The organism is Kitasatospora sp. MMS16-BH015, from assembly GCF_002943525.1.
Taxonomy (GTDB): domain Bacteria; phylum Actinomycetota; class Actinomycetes; order Streptomycetales; family Streptomycetaceae; genus Kitasatospora.
This window is the reverse complement of the sequence record NZ_CP025394.1, coordinates 2,740,226-2,757,743: the sequence shown is the minus strand read 5'-3', so window position 1 is coordinate 2,757,743 and position 17,518 is coordinate 2,740,226. Positions and strand designations below refer to the sequence as shown.

The window sequence follows — 17,518 nt, the reverse complement described above, 5'->3', positions numbered from 1 at the left end:
GGAGGCGCACGGTTGCGCGCGCAGTTCCCCGCGCCCCTGCTGTGGTTGCCGTGACCTGTCGAAGGTGACCGCCCCAGCGGATGCCCGCGCAGGGTGGTTTCTAGCGGTCGTTGCAACACGTGGTTGGTTGTCTAGGCCGTGTGGAGTTTATGCAGGCGCTCGGCTGGGGTGTCCCAGTCGAGCGTTTTGCGTGGGCGGCCGTTGAGTTGGGCGGCGACGGCGGCCAGGTGTTCGGGGCTGTGGACGGACAGGTCGGTGCCCTTGGGGAAGTACTGGCGGAGCAGGCCGTTGGTGTTCTCGTTGGAGCCGCGCTGCCAGGGGCTGGCGGGGTCGCAGAAGTAGACCGGGACGTCGGTGGCGATCGTGAAGTCGGCGTGCCGGGCCATCTCGGCGCCCTGGTCCCAGGCCAGGGACCGCCTGAGGTGGGCGGGCAGGGTCTGGACGGTCGCCACGAGGGCGTCGCGGACCTGTTCGGCGCCGCGGCCGGCCGGGAGGTGCAGGAGCATGACGTAGCGGGTGGCGCGCTCGACCAGGGTGCCGATCGCCGAGGCGCCGTCCTTGCCGATGATCAGGTCGCCCTCCCAGTGGCCGGGGACGGCCCGGTCGTCCGCCTCCGCGGGGCGTTCGCTGATCATGACCATGGGGTGGGCGAAGCGGGGGCGGCGGGTGGCGGCCTGCCGGTGCGGGATCCGCCGGGCCCGGCCGGTGCGCAGGGCGGCGGCGACCTCGCGGCGCAACTCGCCCCGGCCCTGGAGGTAGAGGGTCTGGTAGACGGTTTCGACAGCCACGTGCATCTCCGGCCGGTCGGGGAAGGTTTCCCGTAGAGCCTGGCAGATCTGCTCCGGGCTCCACCTCAGGTCCAGGAGGTGCTGGATGAAGTCCCGCAGCTCGGGAGTCTGCCCGATCTTGCGCGGTTTGGGGCGGGGCCGGCGGGCGTTCGCGCGGGCCTGGGCCGCGTGCGGGCGGTAGGCGCCGCTGACCGGGTGGGCGTTGCGGGTGATCTCCCGGCTGACGGTGGACGGGCTGCGGCCGAGTTCCGCGGCGATTGCCCGGACGGTGGCCTTCTCCCGCAGCCGGTCGGCGATGTGGATCCGTTCCGCCTCGGTCAGGAACCGTGACCGCCCTGCCGGCCCGGTCGGCGGCGCCGGCTTCCCGTCGAGGTCGAGGGGAGCCGGCGCCGTGCGCTGGGTGCCGGTCGGCTTGCGCCCGTTACGCCACTTCTGGCCGGTCCTGCGGTCGACGCCGACGATCCGGCATGCCTCGGTGTTGCTCACGCCCTGCTGCACGAGCCGGGAGTATGCCGCCCGCTCCCGCAGCAGCTTCCGCCGACCCTGCGGTCTGCGGTTGCCACGGATCTCGAAGTCCATCGCATCCCCTGAACTGGGGTGTTGCAACGACTCCTAGAACCCAAGCAGTTCCCCGCGCCCCTGACGTGTGCCCGGTTTGGTCCAACGGGGCGGTATCCGTATCATTGACCCTCGGCGTGTCTACGCCATGCTCCCGAGCACATCACCTCCTGGGCCCGTACGGCCGGGGGAGGCCGCTGTGTCAGTGCCCAGCGGCTGGCATCGAGAGTCCCGACCGAGCAAGGAAAGCAGGTAACCGCATGTACGCGATCGTTCGCGCCGGCGGCCGCCAGCACAAGGTCGCCGTCGGCGACGTGCTGGAGATCGACAAGGTTGACGTCAAGCCGGGTGACTCGGTCGAGCTCTCGACCGTCCTCGTCGTCGACGGTGACGCCGTCACCTCTGACCCGTGGGTCCTCGCCGGTGTGAAGGTTCACGCCGAGGTCGTCGACCACACCAAGGGTGAGAAGATCGTCATCCTTCGCTACAAGAACAAGACCGGCTACCGTCGGCGCCAGGGCCACCGCCAGCGCCACACCGCCGTCCGCATCACGAGCATCGACTCCGCGAAGTAAGTAAGGGAGCAGCGAGATGGCACACAAGAAGGGCGCAAGCTCTACCCGCAACGGCCGTGACTCGAACGCCCAGCGCCTCGGCGTGAAGCGCTTCGGCGGCCAGGTCGTCAGCGCCGGCGAGATCCTCGTCCGCCAGCGCGGCACCCACTTCCACCCGGGTGCCGGTGTCGGCCGTGGTGGCGACGACACCCTGTTCGCGCTGAACGCCGGTGCGGTCCAGTTCGGCACGCACCGTGGCCGTCGGGTCGTCAACATCGTGGCCGTCGAGGCCTGAGTCTGACCTGGCGTCAAGGCTCTTCGGAGGGTGGACCGGAATTTCCGGTCCACCCTCCGTGCTTTGGGAGCAGGGCGTAATCCGCTCGGGCAGGCATGCTTGAGGGAGGGCCCCTCTCGGGGCGTCCGAGAATTCCCCCAGTCGTTCGTTAGTGGAGGCACAACCAGATGACCACCTTCGTGGACCGCGTCGAGCTGCACGTCGCCGCGGGTAACGGGGGCCACGGCTGCGCCTCCGTACACCGGGAGAAGTTCAAGCCGCTCGGCGGTCCGGACGGCGGCAACGGCGGTGAGGGCGGCAGCGTCATCCTCATGGTCGACGCCCAGGTGACCACCCTGCTCGAGTACCACCACTCGCCCAAGCGCAAGGCGACCAACGGCAAGCCCGGCGCGGGCGGCCACCGCACCGGTTCGACCGGTGGCGACCTGGTCCTGCCGGTGCCGGACGGCACCGTGGTCATGGACCGCCAGGGCAACGTGCTGGCCGACCTGGTCGGGCACGGCACCAGCTTCATCGCGGCCCAGGGCGGCCGCGGCGGCCTGGGCAACGCGGCGCTGGCCTCCTCCCGCCGCAAGGCCCCCGGCTTCGCGCTGCTCGGTGAGCCGGGCGAGGCCCGCGACATCGTGATGGAGCTCAAGTCCGTCGCCGACGTCGCCCTGGTGGGCTACCCGAGCGCGGGCAAGTCCTCGCTCATCTCGGTGCTCTCCGCGGCCAAGCCGAAGATCGCCGACTACCCGTTCACCACCCTGATCCCCAACCTCGGCGTGGTCACCGCCGGCGAGACGGTCTACACCGTCGCCGACGTGCCCGGCCTGATCCCGGGCGCCAGCCAGGGCCGCGGCCTGGGCCTGGAGTTCCTGCGCCACGTCGAGCGGTGCAGCGTGCTGGTGCACGTGCTGGACTGCGCGACCATGGAGCCGGGCCGTGACCCGCTCTCCGACCTGGAGACCATCGAGGCCGAGCTGTCCCAGTACGGCGGCCTGGACGACCGCCCGCGCCTGGTGGCGCTGAACAAGGTGGACGTGCCGGACGGGCAGGACCTGGCCGACATCACCCGCGAGTCCCTGGAGCAGGCGGGCTACCGCGTGTTCGAGGTCTCGGCCGCCTCCCGCAAGGGCCTGCGCGAGCTGAGCTTCGCGATGGCGCAGATCGTCTCCGAGGCCCGTGCCGCCAAGCCGGTCGAGGAGGCCACCCGGATCGTGCTGCGGCCGACGGCCGTGGACGACGAGGGCTTCACCGTCACGGAGGAGGACGGCGAGTACCGCGTGCGCGGCGTCAAGCCCGAGCGCTGGGTCCGCCAGACCGACTTCACCAACGACGAGGCCGTCGGCTACCTGGCGGACCGGCTGGCCCGCCTCGGGGTCGAGGACCGGCTGTGGAAGATCGGCGCCAAGGAGGGTGACACCGTCATCATCGGCGCCGACGAGAACGCCGTGGTCTTCGACTGGGAGCCGACCATGGCCGCCGGTGCCGAGATGCTCGGCCGCCGCGGCGAGGACCACCGGATGGAGACCCAGCGTCCGGCCGTCGACCGCCGCCGGGAGAAGCAGAAGGGCCGGGACGCCGCCGAGGCCGAGTACCTGGCCTTCGAGGCGCTCGCCAGCGGCCGGCAGGCCGTCGAGGGCGACGACGAGGACTACTGAGTCCACGGAGTCCATCGGTTGAGCTCCGAGCGGGCCCGCCGTCCGGATCGCGTACATTACGCACCGGGCGGCGGGCCCGTCCCGTACAGAGTGGAGGCACGTGGTGACCGAGCAGACCCTGCGTCAGGAGGTCCTGACGGCACGCCGGATCGTCGTCAAGGTCGGCTCCTCCTCGCTCACCACCGCCGCCGGCGGGCTGGACGCGGACCGGGTGGACGCCCTGGTGGACGCGCTGGCCAAGACGCGCGGCCGGGTCGACGCCCCCGAGGTCGTGCTGGTCTCCTCCGGGGCGATCGCGGCCGGGCTGGCCCCGCTCGGGCTGGACCGGCGGCCCACCGACCTGGCCCGGCAGCAGGCCGCCGCGAGCGTCGGCCAGGGGCTGCTGGTGGCCCGGTACACCGCCTCCTTCGCCCGGTACGGCATCCGCGTCGGCCAGGTGCTGCTGACGGCGGAGGACGCCAGCCGCCGGGCCCACTACCGCAACGCCTACCGCACCCTGGACCAGCTGCTGGCGATGGGCGCGATGCCGATCGTCAACGAGAACGACACCGTGGCCACCGCCGAGATCAAGTTCGGCGACAACGACCGGCTGGCCGCCCTGGTGGCCCACCTGGTCCGGGCCGACCTGCTGGTGCTGCTCTCCGACGTGGACGGCCTCTACGACGGCGACCCGAGCCGGCCGGGCACCAGCCGGATCGAGCAGGTGAGCGGTCCGCAGGACCTCGAGGGCATCGAGATCGGCAGCGCGGGCAAGGCCGGGGTCGGCACCGGGGGCATGGTCACCAAGGTGGAGGCCGCCCGGATCGCCACCGGGGCCGGCATCCCGGTGGTGCTGACCGCCGCGAGCCAGGCGGCCGACGCGCTGGCCGGCCGGTCGACTGGCACGCTCTTTCTGCGCACCGGCAGCCGTTCGGCCGACCGGCTGCTCTGGCTGGCCCACGCGAGCAGCCCGCGCGGGGCCCTCCAGCTGGACGCGGGGGCCGTGACGGCCGTGGTCTCGGGCGGTGCGTCGCTGCTGCCGGCCGGGGTCACCCGGGTGGACGGGGATTTCGCCGCGGGCGATCCGGTGGACCTTCTTGGCGAAAACGGCCACATCGTCGCCCGTGGGCTGGTCAACTTTGATGCGAGGGAGTTGCCCCGTCTGCTCGGCCGGTCCACCCGTGACCTGGCCCAGGAGTTCGGTGCCGCGTACGAGCGTGAGGTCATCCACCGCGACGACCTGGTCGTGCTGCGCGGCTGACGGGCGGCCCTTCCGTCAGGGGCGGGCCGAGCCGTCGTCGGCCCGGGGGACGCGTGGAGAACGAGGAGGCCGCCGGTGGGACGCAGGGGCCAGGAAGCACTGCCCGGGCGCCCGCAGCGGCGGCTCGCCAGTGTCCCGGACGGTGCGGCCGCGGTGGAGCCGGAGCCGGAGGAGGCGCGGCTCTGGCACGTGGTGCTCAGCGTGGCCGGGCGGGCCACCCCGCTGGACGAGCTCAAGGCCGCCCTGGAGCGCCTCGCGCATGACCACTCCTTCTTCCTGACGGCCCGTTACGCCACCGACCGGGCCGAGATCCGCTACTGGGAGCAGGCCCGTGACCTGCACGACGCGGCCGCCATCGCGCTGCGGCTCTGGGGCGAGCACAAGCTGACGGCCAACCTCCCGCCCTGGGAGATCGTCGGCCTGGAGGTGGTCGACCGCCCCACCTACCACCACCGGGTCGCCGAGGGCTTCGGCGAGCCCCCGCCCAACCTCGGCGGCGTCCACCCGTACTAGGGCCGCCCTTGCGGAGCGCGTCGGGCCGTCTCAGCGAGTGAAAGCGGGGCTGGTCACCGGGTCGGAATCGCTACCCTTGCCCGCATGACCAGTAGCCAGACCGACAGCCCCGTCCTCGCCGCCGCGCGCCGTGCCCGGGAGGCGGCCGCCGAGCTCGCCCCAGTGCCGCGCAGGGCGAAGGACGCCGCGCTGCTGGCGATCGCCGACGCGCTGGTGGCCCGGAGCGCCGAGATCACCGCCGCCAACGCCGAGGACGTGGCCAGGGCCCGGGCGGCCGGGACGGCCGAGTCGGTGGTCGACCGGCTGACGCTGACCGAGGAGCGGGTGGCGGCGATCGCCGCCGACGTGCGGAACGTGGTCGGGCTGCCCGACCCGGTCGGCGAGGTGGTCCGCGGGTACACGCTGCCCAACGGTCTCGACGTCCGGCAGGTGCGGGTGCCGCTCGGCGTGGTCGGCATCATCTACGAGGCCCGGCCCAACGTCACGGTGGACGCCGCCGCGCTCTGCCTCAAGTCCGGCAACGCCGTGCTGCTGCGCGGCTCGGCCTCCGCGTACCGCTCCAACACCGCGCTGGTCGCCGTGCTCCGCGACGCGGTGGCCTCGGCCGGGCTGCCCGCCGACGCGGTGCAGCTGGTGCCGGGGGAGAGCCGCGAGTCGGTCACCGAGCTGATGCGGGCCCGCGGCCTGGTGGACGTGCTGATCCCGCGCGGCGGCGCCTCGCTGATCCGCACCGTGGTCGAGGGCTCCACCGTCCCGGTGATCGAGACCGGCACCGGCAACTGCCACGTCTACGTGGACGCCCAGGCCGACCTCGAGATGGCCGTCGCGGTGCTGCTCAACTCCAAGGCGCAGCGGGTGAGCGTCTGCAACTCCGCCGAGACGCTGCTGGTGCACCAGGACATCGCGGCCGAGTTCCTGCCGCTCGCGCTGGCCGCGCTGGCCGAGGCCGGGGTGACGGTGCACGCGGACGAGGCGGTGCTCAAGGCCGCCGAGGGGTCGGCCGCCACCGTGGTGCCGGCCACCGAGGAGGACTGGGCGGAGGAGTACCTCTCCCTCGACCTGGCCGCCGCCGTGGTGCCCTCGCTGGAGGCCGCCGTGGCGCACATCCGCCGCTGGTCCTCCGGCCACACCGAGGCGATCGTGACCGGCTCGCAGACCGCCGCCCGCCGCTTCACCCAGCTGGTGGACGCGGCCACGGTGGCGGTCAACGCCTCCACCCGGTTCACCGACGGGGGTGAGTTCGGCTTCGGCGCGGAGATCGGCATCTCCACCCAGAAGCTGCACGCGCGGGGCCCGATGGGCCTGCCGGAGCTGACCTCCACGAAGTACCTCGTCACCGGCGACGGCCACCTGCGCTGACCGGGGCCTCCCGGTCGGCTGGGCCGTCTGCCGGGAGCCACAGACAAATCGCCCGCCCGGTAATACGCTGAGCCCCATGGCTGAGGATGTGGGGGGCTCGCCGTACTCCGGCGGCGCCGACCACGGTGATGCGGACGACGAGTTCGCCACCGTGGTCTTCGACGAGGCTTTCGTCCGGTCCGCCGCCGTGCACGAGCCGAGCGCCCGGGAGCGGCAGCTGGCCGCCGCCGAGGCGCGGTTCGAGCCCGACGGCGTGGCCTACGGCCGGGGCTACGAGCCCGACGGCCTGCCGCTCGAGCTGCGTCCGCACCCGGGCGGGGCGGACGACGAACGGCACTACCCGGATCCCTTCACCGCCTCCGCCCGGGCGGCCCGCGCCCAGCGCCGGGCCTACCTGCGGCGGGCCGGCTGGGGCCGGGCGGCGCGGTACGAGGCGGCCCGCCGGGTGGGCGGCCGGCACGTGGCCCAGCAGCGCTGGCACCGGCCGATCGCCTGGGTGCTGGCCGTGGTGATGGGCGTGAGCGTGGTGGCCGTCGCGGTGGCCGCGATCTACCGGGGCACCGGCGGCAGTGACACCGAGTCGCCGCGCCGCCCGGAGAGCGGCACCAGCAGCCCGGGCGTGACCACGGTGCCGAGCCCCTCCGTGCCGGCCCTGCTGCCCAGGTAGCGACCCGCCCCGCCCGCAGGTGGCAACTCGTCCTGCGCAGACTCTCGTAGCGGCCGAGCCCCAGCCTTACTCTTGGTGGTATGGGTGACCCGCGCGAACCTCCGGAGGGTGCGCCCGACGGTGGGTCCGGCAACGAGGACGAGTACCGATCCGTCGTCTTCGACGAGTCGTTCGTCCGGGCTGCGCGGATCCAGGAGCTGTCGGCCCGCGAGCGCCTCGGCGGCCACTACCCGAGGGCGGTGCGCACCCGGATCGGGCTCGGGCCGCTCGGTTCGCTGCCGCGCCAGGCGGTGGCGCTGCTGCTGCTCGTCGCGATGGCCTTCGCGGCGGCGGTGTACTTCGGCGTGAGCTCGCCCCGGCGACTGGTGGCCGCGCCGAGCGGTGACCAACTGACCGTCAGCCTCACGGCGCTGTCCCCGAGTTCACCCGTCCGGCCGGTGGCCGACTACCGCAACCCGTTCGCCGCGCTGCCCACCGGCTACGGCGACGGCTCGGCCGGCTTCGGCGAGCCCGTGCCCGCCGCGACCGCGCACTTCACCCGGATCGAGGTGATGCGCGCGCTGGACGTGGCGGAGCGCTACCTCACGCTGGCCGACCTGACCCCGGCCGTGCTCACCGAGGGCGACACCGCCCAGGTGCGGGCGGTGCTCACCCCCGGTGAGCAGGCGCAGTACGACGACAGCATGAACAGCCCGCGCGACGACGAGCACCACGCGGCCACCGGCTGGCAGGTGCGGTTCGACCCCGGGCAGGTGGCGCTGGCCACCGACACCGTCAAGGTGACCGGCACGATGGCCTTCGCCGAGGCTGACAGCGGCACCCTGGAGGTCACCACCGACCACACCTTCGTCTACGCCCTGCGGCCGGCCGGGACGGAGCGCCCGCTCCAGGTGAGCCTCTACTCCGTCCGGCGGGCGCTGCGGATGGAGTTCGACCGCACCGACCTCTCGGCCGGCCGGCTGCGCCTGGTGGACGCCGCCACCCAGGCCGGCCCCACCTCCTGCGCGGCCCGGCAGGCCGACCACTTCCAGCCGGTGCTGACCGGCCTGCCGCCCGCCCCGCCGGCGGTGGACCCGGCCGACCACACCGTCCCGGCCTGGCAGCTCTGCGCGACGCTGCGGTGACCGCCGCCCGGGCGGCTGCTACTTGGTGAAGGTGTCGCGGATCTTGCCGCCCACGTTCCCGACCCCGCCCGCGATGTCCCGGACCAGGCCCATCAGCGGGTCCTTGCTCTCCTTGACCGACTTGGCGTAGGAGTCGGCCGCGGCCTTCCACTGTTCACCCACCGAGGTGGACGGGTCGTCGCCCCGGCGCGGGTACTCGCCGGCCAGGATCGCCCGGTACTCCGGCGTCTCGGACCACTTCTTGAGCTCGGCCACCCGCACCACGGCGAAGGGGTGGGTCTGCGGCAGCACCTGCAGCAGCTTGATCACGCCGTCCCGCAGGTCGCCGGCCCGCTCGTACTCCTCGGCTTGCTCCAGGAAGGCGTCCACGTTCAGCTCGGCCAGGTCGTGCCCGCCGGCCAGCTTCATCAGGCCGCGCATCGAGGCCTGCAGGTCCTGCCCGGCCAGCAGCCCGGCCCGGTCGCAGGAGAGCTCGGCCTTGCGGAACCACTCCTTGAGCGCCGTGATGATCGCGCTGATCGCCAGGTTGCCCAGCGGCAGCCAGGCGATCCGGGTGGCGATGTTGGTGAGGACCAGCAGCATCGTCCGGTAGACCGCGTGGCCGGACATCGCGTGCCCGACCTCGTGGCCGATCACGGCCCGCAGCTCCTCCTCGTCCAGCAGGTCCACCAGCCCGGTGGTGAGCACGATGACGGGGGTGTCCATGCCCACGCACATCGCGTTCACCGTCGGGTCCTGGGTGACGTACAGCTCGGGGACCTTCTCCAGGTCGAGCACGTACGCCGCGTCCCGGACCATCGCGTGCAGCTCGGGGAACTGCCGCTCGGAGACCCGGACGGCGGTGGCCAGGTACATCAGCCGGACGCTGCGCTCGGAGACCAGCCCGGCGAGCTTCTTGAGCACCTCGTCGAAGCCGGTGAGCCTGCGCAGGGCCACCAGGGCCGAGCGGTCGGCCGGGTGCTCCCAGGCCCGGGTGGAGATCTCGGGGAAGCGCTGACGGCGGCGGCTGGGGGACTTCTCGTTCGTCGGGTCGGTCATGGTCAGGTGCCTCCTGGTACCGGTCGGTTGTCCACTGAACGACTTGCCGTGCGTACTCGTCCCCGCCACCACGCTACGCCCGGGGGGCCGCGCGGGAGCCGGGCGTGAGCCGGTCTACCCTGGCGGTACGGTCCGACGTCCGGGGCCGTACCGCACCGCCTCCGAGGAGCCCGTCCATGAACGCCGTCGTCGCCGCGCAGCTGGCCGCCCCGATCTCCACCGAGAACGGCCCGGGCCTCTTCCTGCGACTGGTCGTGATCGGCTCGATCGTCGGCGTGGGCCTGCTGGCCTGGATCCTGGTCCGGGCCGGCCGCAACAACTGACCGGGCTCGCGGTGGCCGACCCCGCGGGCGCGGCGCCGGGCCGCCGGAGCTGACGCAGTCCCGGGGCGGTTCCTCACCGGGAGTCAGACGCGGTGGGCCGCCGCGCGGTTGCGAGCGCCGCCCCCGTACGATGAGCGCGCGAGCCGCAGCGGCTCGTACCCTGCCCCGCCCGTCGAGCCGAGAAGAGCCCGCCGACCATGAGCCTTGCCCTGACGCCCGCCCTGACCTCGATCGCCGAGGGCGGCAACCACGAGAGCCTGAACCCGTACCTGACCGGTGGCGCGGCGCTCTTCATCCTCCTCCTGCTGCTCTACGTCACCACGCGTTTCAACCGCGACCGCTGAGCCGGAGCTCCCGCGCGCTGCGTGGCGGTGACACGGCTTGCCCCGCCGTCACGCGCGTCGCGTAAGGTGTGGCGGCATGGGACAGCAGGCCGACGCACCGCCGAGGAAGCGCCTGGGCGTGATGGGCGGCACCTTCGATCCGATCCACCACGGGCACCTCGTCGCGGCCAGTGAGGTGGCCAGCGCCTTCCACCTCGACGAGGTGATCTTCGTGCCGACCGGGAAGCCCTGGCAGAAGAGCGACCGCGACGTCACCTCGGCCGAGGACCGCTACCTGATGACGGTCATCGCCACCGCCGAGAACCCGCAGTTCTCGGTGAGCCGGATCGACATCGACCGCGAGGGTCCCACCTACACGGTGGACACGCTGCGTGACCTCCGCGCGCTCCACCCCGACGCGGACCTCTTCTTCATCACCGGCGCCGACGCGCTGGCCCAGATCCTCTCCTGGCGGGACTCCGAGGAGCTCTTCTCGCTCGCCCACTTCATCGGCTGCACCCGGCCCGGCCACACCCTCTCCGACGCGGGCCTTCCGGTCGGCGGGGTCTCGCTGATAGAGGTTCCGGCGCTGGCCATCTCCTCCACCGACTGCCGGCTGCGCGTCGCCAAGGGCGAGCCGGTCTGGTACCTCGTCCCGGACGGTGTGGTCCGCTACATCGACAAGCGGGCGCTCTACGCGTCGGACCGGGGTGCGACCACGGGAGGCAGGACGTGACCGGACAGCCGGAGGGCGAGGGCTACCCGTACCAGGAGTACCCGCCGCAGGAGCAGTACCCGCAGACCGGTTACGGGCAGCAGTACTACCAGCAGCAGCCCCACCAGGGGCAGCAGCAGCCGTACCAGGACTATCAGGAGTACCAGGAGTACCCGCAGCAGTCCTACCAGGGCTACCAGCAGCCCGGTCACTACCAGCAGTCCGGCTACGAGCAGCAGCCCGGCTACGAACAGTCCGGCTACCGGCAACCCGGCTACGAGCAGCCCGGCCACGAGCAGCAGCCCGGTTACGACCAGTCCGGCTACCAGCAGCCCGGCCACGAGCAGCAGCCGTCGTACCAGGAGTACCCGCCGCAGCAGTACTACCAACAGCCGGTGCAGCCGCCGGCTCCCCAGCCGGTCGCACCGCGACCCGTCGCGCCCCAGCCGGTCGCGCCGCAGCCGGTCGCGCCGCAGCCGGTCGCGCCGCAACCCGTCCAGCCGGTGCAGGCCCCGGCGGCCCCGCCCGCCGCGCCCCGGGCGACGGCCACGGCCGCCCGTCCGGCGGCCCCGCGGCCGCGCGCGCCGCAGAGCGGGGCCGAGGACGACTACGCCACGGGTGAGTTCACCTTCGTCGACGAACCGGCGGAGGAGACCGAGGACGTCATCGACTGGCTGAAGTTCGCCGAGTCGCGCTCCGAACGCCGGGACGAGCGGCGGCGCAAGCTGCGCACCCGGGCGATCGCCGGCGCGGTGGCGCTGCTGGTAGCCGCGGCCGGTGCGGGCGGGTACCTGTGGTGGAGCGGGAAGCTCGGCGGCGGGCCGTCCACGGTGGCCAAGGCCGTGGGCAAGCGGCAGGTCAACGTGGTCTACCTCAAGGACCTCAACGGCAAGGTCTCCACCGCGCTGCTGGTCGACGACGAGGCGGGCGGCAAGGGCTCGGCCCTGCTGCTGCCGGACGGGCTGAAGCTGCCGGGCGGTGGCGACGGCTCGACCGTGCCGGTCTCCCAGGGCGCGGGCACGCTCGGTGACTCCGGCCTGCGGGACGGCCTCTCCACCGTGCTCGGCGCCCCGGTCGCGGGCACCTGGCGGGTGGACACCCCGTACCTGCCGCTGCTGGTGGACGGCATCGGCGGGGTCAAGGTCGACACCAACGTGGAGATCAACGACGCGGGCAAGCAGCTGGCCGCCGTCGGCAAGGACATCCGGCTGAACGGCCGGGCCGCCCTGCTCTACGCCACCTACCAGGGACCGAACGAGACCCGGGACGCCCAGCTGGCCCGGTTCGGCCAGGTGCTGAACGGCATCGTCAACGCGATGCCCACCGAGCTCCCGGACGCTCAGGACACCGTGCACCGGCTCAACCAGGTGCTCGACCCCTCGCTGCCCGAGCAGGCGCTGGCCGGGGTGCTGGCCCAGCTCGCCCAGCAGGCGAAGAACGGGCACTTCGCGGTGAGCACCCTCAAGGTGCAGCCGGACGGCACGCTCAACGAGTCGGTGGCCGGCCCGCAGGTCAAGGAGGTGCTCGGCGGTACCGTGCACAGCGCGCAGGCCGGCGGCCAGACGGCCCGGGTGAGCATCGTCAACGCCTCCGGGGACGACAAGGCGCGCGACAGCGCCGGCGTGCAGGTCACCAACTCCGGGCTCAACCTGGTGCCGGGCAGCGACAAGGCGTCCTCGACCCAGCCGACCAGTGAGATCCGCTACACCGACGACGCCCGGCAGGGCGCCGCCAAGAGCCTCGCGAGCAGCCTCGGCCTGCCCGAGTCGGCGGTGAAGAAGACCACCGACGTGCAGAACGCCGACATCGTGGTCGTGCTCGGCAAGGACTACCAGGTACCGAAGCAGCAGCAGTAGGCGGAGCCCGCACGCAGCCCCGGCCGGACAACCGGCCGGGGCCGCGCGTCGTTCGTGAGATCCTGGAAGGCGAATCACCGCCGTCGATCCGGAAGAACACAGTGACTGCCACGGACCACAGCCAGAACCTCGTCAAGGTCGCCGCGCAGGCCGCCGCCGACAAGCTGGCGCACGACATCATCGCCTTCGACGTCAGCGACGTGCTGTCGATCACCGACGCCTTCCTGATCGTCTCGGCGCCCAACGACCGCCAGGTGAAGGCGATCGCCGAGGAGATCGAGGACCAGCTGCGCGAGCAGCTGGACGTCAAGCCCGTCCGCCGCGAGGGCGAGCGCGAGGGTCGCTGGATCCTGCTCGACTTCCTGGACATCGTGGTGCACGTCCAGCACTCCGAGGAGCGTTCCTTCTACTCGCTCGACCGCCTGTGGAAGGACTGCCCCGAGCTGGAGATCCCGGCCGACGCCCTGGCCACCCGCAACCGTCCGGAGAACGCCGTCACCGACGCCGCGGGCAACGCGGTGGCCGACGCCGAGGACGCGAGCTGAGCCGCGCCGCGCGGGGGCCGCGCATCGTCTTCTGGCGGCACGGCCAGACCTCCTGGAACCTGGAGAACCGGTTCCAGGGGAGCACCGACATCGAGCTGACCGACCAGGGCGTCTTCCAGGCCCGTCGGGCGGCCCGACTCCTCTCCGGGCTCCAGCCCGACCTGCTGATCTCCTCCGACCTCAAGCGGGCGGCCCGCACGGCCGCCGAGCTGGCGAAGATCACCGGGTTGGACGTGCAGCACCACGAGGGCCTTCGGGAGACGTACGCGGGTGAGTGGCAGGGCCTGACCAACACCGAGATCCGCGAGCGCTTCCCGGAGCAGTACGCGGCCTGGGCGAAGGGCGAGCCGGTGCGGCGCGGCGGCGGCGAGCTGAGCACCGAGGTGGCGGACCGCTCGGTGCCGCTGGTGCTGGCGGCGGTCGAGAAGCTGCCCGAGGACGGCACGGTCGTCGTGGTCAGCCACGGCGGCACCATCCGCACCATGATCGGCCGGCTGCTCGACCTGGAGCCCGCGCAGTGGGAGCGCTTCGGCGGTCTCTCCAACTGCTGCTGGTCGGTCCTGGGCGAGGGCTCGCGCGGCTGGCGCCTGCTCGAACACAACGCCGGGACGCTGCCGCAGCCGGTGATCGGGGACGAGACCTGAGCCTCGGGGGTGACCCCGGGGGAGCGGATTTCGTAGATCCGGGCCTGACCAGCTAGAGTCTTCCTCGTTCGCAGGAAAGAACGCCGACCGAGAGGGAGGCGGGAAGTCCTGAGAGTGCGGGGCTGTAGCTCAGTTGGTAGAGCGCTTGCATGGCATGCAAGAGGTCCGGGGTTCAATTCCCCGTAGCTCCACTCCGCACCGCCGGTCCGTTCGTTCGGGTCGGTTGCGACGCGGGGCTGTAGCTCAGTTGGTAGAGCGCTTGCATGGCATGCAAGAGGTCCGGGGTTCAATTCCCCGTAGCTCCACAGCGGCAGAGGCCGCCTCCCGGATCCCGGGGGGCGGCCTTCTGGCATTTCCGGGCCTGCTCCTTCTGGTCGGTGGTCGGCCTTGCTGGTGCTCGGCCTTGCCGGTGCTCAGCCGCAGGTGTGGCCGGCGGGCACCGGTGAGGCCGCCGGGTGGGCGGTCAGGTACTCCATCCGCTCCCGGTCCTGCGGGCCCTCGGGGGTGTAGACCACCAGGTGGGTCTCCGGCGCGGCCGTCATGGCCAGGTAGGAGGTCCGGAAGCGGAGCTCGCCGACGGCCGCGTGCCGGAACACCTTCAGCGCCGTCCGGGGCGGCCCGACCTCCTGGCGGGCCCAGAGCCGGGCGAAGAGCGGACTGGCGTCGGCCAGGTCGCGGATGTACTCCTCCCAGGCCGGCTCGCCCACGTGCTTGCCGTACGCGCCGCGCAGCACCGCGACCATCCGGGGCAGCTCCTCCTCGCGGTTCAGGAACGGGTTGCAGCAGTCCGGCACGGTGAAGGCGCACCACATGCTGTTGCGCCGCCCGTTCGGGTCCCGCGGGCGGGTGGCGCCGGGGAAGAGGGCGTCGTAGGCGGCGTTGTGCCGCAGCAGGTCGTACCGCATGTTGAAGACCCCGGCGGGCAGCGGGGAGAGCTGGTCCAGGATCAGCTGGATCGCCGGGTCGAGCACCGGGCACTGCTCGTCGCCGGCCGCCGGGGTGAGCCCGGCCAGCCGGTACAGGTGGTCGCGTTCGGCGCGGTCCAGCAGCAGCGTCCGGGCCACTGCCTCCAGCACCTGCTCGCTCGCGTTGATCGGCCGGCCCTGCTCCAGCCAGGTGTACCAGGTGACCCCGACCCCGGAGAGCTGGGCGACCTCCTCCCGGCGCAGCCCCGGCGTGCGGCGTCGCAGCCCGGGCGGCAGCCCGACGGCCTCGGGGGTGACCCGGGAGCGGCAGGCCCGTAGGAAGCTCGCCAGCTCGGTGCGGCGTTGGTCCCGGCCCGTGGCGGGGGCCGACTTGGTACGTTCGTCCAGCACGGTCATGCGACCATCGTGGCGGATCCCCGGTACCCGTAACAGGGTGCTGCCAGTACCAGGATCGACAGGCTCTAACCACGGGTACCCGGACCCCTGGACGATGGTCATATGACGGACCTTCAGACGAGATCCACATCGGCCGGCGCAACCGCCGCCGCGCCAACCGCCGCCCCACCGACAGCCCGTCAGGTGCGGCCCGGACTGCTCCTTGTGCTCGTCCTCACCGGCCAGTTCATGGCCGTGCTCGACATCTCGGTGGTGAACGTCGCCGTACCGACCATCCGCACCGACCTGCACGCCACCGGCGCCGGCCTCCAACTGGTCATCGCCGGCTACACCATCGCGTACGCGGTGCTGCTCATCACCGGAGCCCGGCTCGGCGCCCGCTACGGCTACGGCCGGCTGTTCCGGTACGGCCTGGCGGGGTTCACCGCCGCCTCGCTGGCCTGCGGGCTGGCGCCCGACACCGGCTCGCTGATCGGCTTCCGGCTGGCCCAGGGGGTCGGCGCTGCCGTGATGGTGCCGCAGGTGATGAGCCTGGTCCAGCAGACCTTCACCGGAGCCGCGCGCACCCGGGCGCTCGGGTTCTACTCCGCCGTGCTCGCGGGGGGCATGGCGGTGGGACAGGTGGTCGGCGGGCTGCTGGTCAGCGCGGACCTGCTCGGCACCGGCTGGCGGCCGGTCTTCCTGATCAACGTGCCGATCGGTGCGGTGCTGCTGGTGGCCGGGCGCCGGCTGCTGCCCACGCTGCCCGGCGACCGCTCGCGCGGCTTCGACGTGCCCGGCCTGGTGGTCCTGGCCGCGGCGATCGGCACCCTGGTGGTGCCGCTGGTGCTCGGGCACGAGCTGGGCTGGCCGGCCTGGGGGTGGGTGCTGCTCGGGCTGAGCGCGCTGCTCTTCGCGCTCTTCGCGGTGGTCGAGCGGCGGATCGCCGCTCGCGGCGGGCAACCGCTGGTGGCCGGGCGGGTGCTGCGCTCGCTGGGGCTGCTGCCGGCCGCCGGGGCGATCTTCCTGATCATGGCGGGCTTCTCCGGCTTCATGTTCGCCTTCGCCCTGCACCAGCAGGCGGGCCTGGCCCACAGCGCGCTGCGCGCGGGCCTGCTCTCCGGGCCGGTGGCGGTCGGGTTCGGCCTCTCCAGCCTGCACTGGCAGCGGCTGCCCGCCCGGCTGCACCGCCCGCTCCCGGTGCTCGCGCTGGCGGTGATCGCTCCGGCGTACCTGGCCCTCGGGCTGCTGCTGCGGCACGGTGCCGAGATCGGCCTGCTCGCCGAGGTGCTGCTCACCTTCGCCGGCCTGGCCGCCGGCTGCGCCTACAGCCCGCTCTTCGGCCGCGCCCTCGGCAAGGTCGACCCGGCGGACGCGGCCGACGGCAGCGGCGTGATGGTCACCATCGTCCAGCTCGGCCAGGTGGTCGGGGTGGCCCTGCTCGGCACCGTCTTCCTCGGTCGGGTCAGCTACCCGGCCACGGTGGCCTCCTCGGGGGCGGCCCTGCTGGTGACCTGCGCGGCCATCGCCGCCTCCTTCGCCTCGGCGGCCTTCTTCGCGGCCCGCACCCACCGGGCGGTGGCGTAGGCAATGGCGATGGCGATGGAGGTGGCGCTGGAGATGGCGTGGGCGGAGCGGGGCGGGAGGGGCGGGAGAACCGGAGTCCGGTAGCGGCCGGGGGCCCGGTCGCGCTCGGGGTGCCGGGGTGGGTTGCCGGGGTGGGTTGCCGGGCGGGTGGGTGTCGGCTGCGTGTGACCGGGCTCTGATCCGGAGGGGGACGGAGGGTTACGGGAACGGATTAGGGGCCAGCCCGATGACCGTGTAAAGTAATCGGTGTCGCCGGGGGAAACGCCGGTGACACCGCAGGTCAAGGGGCTGTAGCTCAGTTGGTAGAGCGCTTGCATGGCATGCAAGAGGTCCGGGGTTCAATTCCCCGTAGCTCCACAGTTCGGAAGCCGTCTCCCGCATTCGGGAGGCGGCTTTCCGCTTTCCCCGGGCCGGGGGAGCTTTCGCTCGGCGGCCACCGACGGTT

General features: G+C 72.8%; 18 protein-coding genes and 3 tRNA genes. 18 read left to right on the top strand and 3 right to left on the bottom strand.

Going from position 1 to position 17,518, the window contains the following annotated elements:
• Nucleotides 1-131 precede the first annotated feature (131 nt).
• Nucleotides 132-1,274, bottom strand: a complete 1,143-nt coding sequence (locus CFP65_RS11970) for an IS30 family transposase (protein WP_371682514.1) — start codon at nucleotides 1,272-1,274, stop codon at nucleotides 132-134.
• Between the two features lie 332 nt (nucleotides 1,275-1,606).
• On the opposite strand from CFP65_RS11970, the gene rplU reads away from it, so the two are divergent.
• The 8 genes from rplU (at nucleotide 1,607) to CFP65_RS11930 (ending at nucleotide 8,741) form a co-directional block, all read left to right on the top strand.
• A complete protein-coding gene (gene rplU, locus CFP65_RS11965) occupies nucleotides 1,607-1,921 on the top strand; it encodes a 50S ribosomal protein L21 (protein WP_104816088.1) in 315 nt (104 codons plus the stop codon).
• 16 nt (nucleotides 1,922-1,937) lie between these two features.
• A complete protein-coding gene (gene rpmA / locus CFP65_RS11960) occupies nucleotides 1,938-2,195 on the top strand; it encodes a 50S ribosomal protein L27 (protein WP_057238555.1) in 258 nt (85 codons plus the stop codon).
• Nucleotides 2,196-2,362: 167 nt separating this feature from the next.
• The gene (gene obgE, locus CFP65_RS11955) at nucleotides 2,363-3,838 is read left to right on the top strand and encodes a GTPase ObgE (RefSeq protein ID WP_104816087.1); all 1,476 of its coding nucleotides are present in this window, start codon (nucleotides 2,363-2,365) and stop codon (nucleotides 3,836-3,838) included.
• Between the two features lie 103 nt (nucleotides 3,839-3,941).
• A complete protein-coding gene (gene proB, locus CFP65_RS11950; RefSeq protein ID WP_104816086.1) occupies nucleotides 3,942-5,078 on the top strand; it encodes a glutamate 5-kinase in 1,137 nt (378 codons plus the stop codon).
• A 75-nt stretch (nucleotides 5,079-5,153) separates the two neighbouring features.
• Nucleotides 5,154-5,591 (top strand): hypothetical protein, encoded by a 438-nt coding sequence (locus tag CFP65_RS11945; protein WP_104816085.1) that lies wholly within the window; start codon nucleotides 5,154-5,156, stop codon nucleotides 5,589-5,591.
• An 84-nt stretch (nucleotides 5,592-5,675) separates the two neighbouring features.
• The gene (locus tag CFP65_RS11940) at nucleotides 5,676-6,950 is read left to right on the top strand and encodes a glutamate-5-semialdehyde dehydrogenase (protein WP_104816084.1); all 1,275 of its coding nucleotides are present in this window, start codon (nucleotides 5,676-5,678) and stop codon (nucleotides 6,948-6,950) included.
• A gap of 76 nt (nucleotides 6,951-7,026) precedes the next feature.
• Entirely contained in the window at nucleotides 7,027-7,617 is a 591-nt protein-coding gene (locus CFP65_RS11935) for a hypothetical protein (protein WP_158702142.1), read from the top strand.
• Nucleotides 7,618-7,697: 80 nt separating this feature from the next.
• Entirely contained in the window at nucleotides 7,698-8,741 is a 1,044-nt protein-coding gene (locus CFP65_RS11930) for a hypothetical protein (RefSeq protein WP_104816082.1), read from the top strand.
• 18 nt (nucleotides 8,742-8,759) lie between these two features.
• Here the strand turns inward: CFP65_RS11930 and CFP65_RS11925 are convergent, their stop codons facing one another.
• Nucleotides 8,760-9,779 carry a M48 family metallopeptidase gene (locus tag CFP65_RS11925; RefSeq protein ID WP_104816081.1) on the bottom strand — a complete coding sequence of 340 codons (1,020 nt, stop codon included), beginning with the start codon at nucleotides 9,777-9,779 and terminating at the stop codon, nucleotides 8,760-8,762.
• A gap of 176 nt (nucleotides 9,780-9,955) precedes the next feature.
• Between CFP65_RS11925 and CFP65_RS39700 the strand changes: the two genes are divergently transcribed.
• The 8 genes from CFP65_RS39700 to CFP65_RS11895 all read left to right on the top strand — a co-directional run bounded on the left by CFP65_RS39700 (nucleotide 9,956) and on the right by CFP65_RS11895 (nucleotide 14,490).
• Nucleotides 9,956-10,102, top strand: a complete 147-nt coding sequence (locus tag CFP65_RS39700) for a hypothetical protein (protein WP_168219593.1) — start codon at nucleotides 9,956-9,958, stop codon at nucleotides 10,100-10,102.
• Between the two features lie 197 nt (nucleotides 10,103-10,299).
• Nucleotides 10,300-10,446 carry a hypothetical protein gene (locus CFP65_RS39695; protein WP_168219592.1) on the top strand — a complete coding sequence of 49 codons (147 nt, stop codon included), beginning with the start codon at nucleotides 10,300-10,302 and terminating at the stop codon, nucleotides 10,444-10,446.
• Between the two features lie 76 nt (nucleotides 10,447-10,522).
• Nucleotides 10,523-11,161, top strand: a complete 639-nt coding sequence (gene nadD, locus CFP65_RS11920; RefSeq protein WP_104816080.1) for a nicotinate-nucleotide adenylyltransferase — start codon at nucleotides 10,523-10,525, stop codon at nucleotides 11,159-11,161.
• The gene (locus CFP65_RS11915) at nucleotides 11,158-12,996 is read left to right on the top strand and encodes a LytR C-terminal domain-containing protein (RefSeq protein WP_104816079.1); all 1,839 of its coding nucleotides are present in this window, start codon (nucleotides 11,158-11,160) and stop codon (nucleotides 12,994-12,996) included. Before nadD ends, CFP65_RS11915 begins: the two co-directional genes overlap by 4 nt.
• A 101-nt stretch (nucleotides 12,997-13,097) precedes the next feature.
• On the top strand, nucleotides 13,098-13,541 hold the full coding sequence (gene rsfS, locus CFP65_RS11910; protein WP_104816078.1) for a ribosome silencing factor: 444 nt from the start codon (nucleotides 13,098-13,100) through the stop codon (nucleotides 13,539-13,541).
• Nucleotides 13,538-14,185: a histidine phosphatase family protein gene (locus CFP65_RS11905; RefSeq protein ID WP_104820810.1), complete on the top strand. Its 648-nt coding sequence runs from the start codon at nucleotides 13,538-13,540 to the stop codon at nucleotides 14,183-14,185. The genes rsfS and CFP65_RS11905 overlap by 4 nt, the downstream gene beginning before the upstream one ends.
• Before the next feature lie 118 nt (nucleotides 14,186-14,303).
• A tRNA-Ala gene (locus CFP65_RS11900) sits at nucleotides 14,304-14,376 on the top strand.
• A 41-nt stretch (nucleotides 14,377-14,417) separates the two neighbouring features.
• Nucleotides 14,418-14,490 (top strand) — tRNA-Ala (locus CFP65_RS11895).
• A 108-nt stretch (nucleotides 14,491-14,598) separates the two neighbouring features.
• On the opposite strand, the gene CFP65_RS11890 is transcribed toward CFP65_RS11895, so the two are convergent.
• A complete protein-coding gene (locus CFP65_RS11890; RefSeq protein ID WP_104816077.1) occupies nucleotides 14,599-15,507 on the bottom strand; it encodes a helix-turn-helix transcriptional regulator in 909 nt (302 codons plus the stop codon).
• 204 nt (nucleotides 15,508-15,711) lie between these two features.
• Between CFP65_RS11890 and CFP65_RS11885 the strand changes: the two genes are divergently transcribed.
• Nucleotides 15,712-17,073, top strand: a complete 1,362-nt coding sequence (locus CFP65_RS11885) for an MFS transporter (protein ID WP_254552352.1) — start codon at nucleotides 15,712-15,714, stop codon at nucleotides 17,071-17,073.
• Between the two features lie 284 nt (nucleotides 17,074-17,357).
• Nucleotides 17,358-17,430: transfer RNA gene (locus CFP65_RS11880), tRNA-Ala, on the top strand.
• Nucleotides 17,431-17,518: the final 88 nt, after the last annotated feature.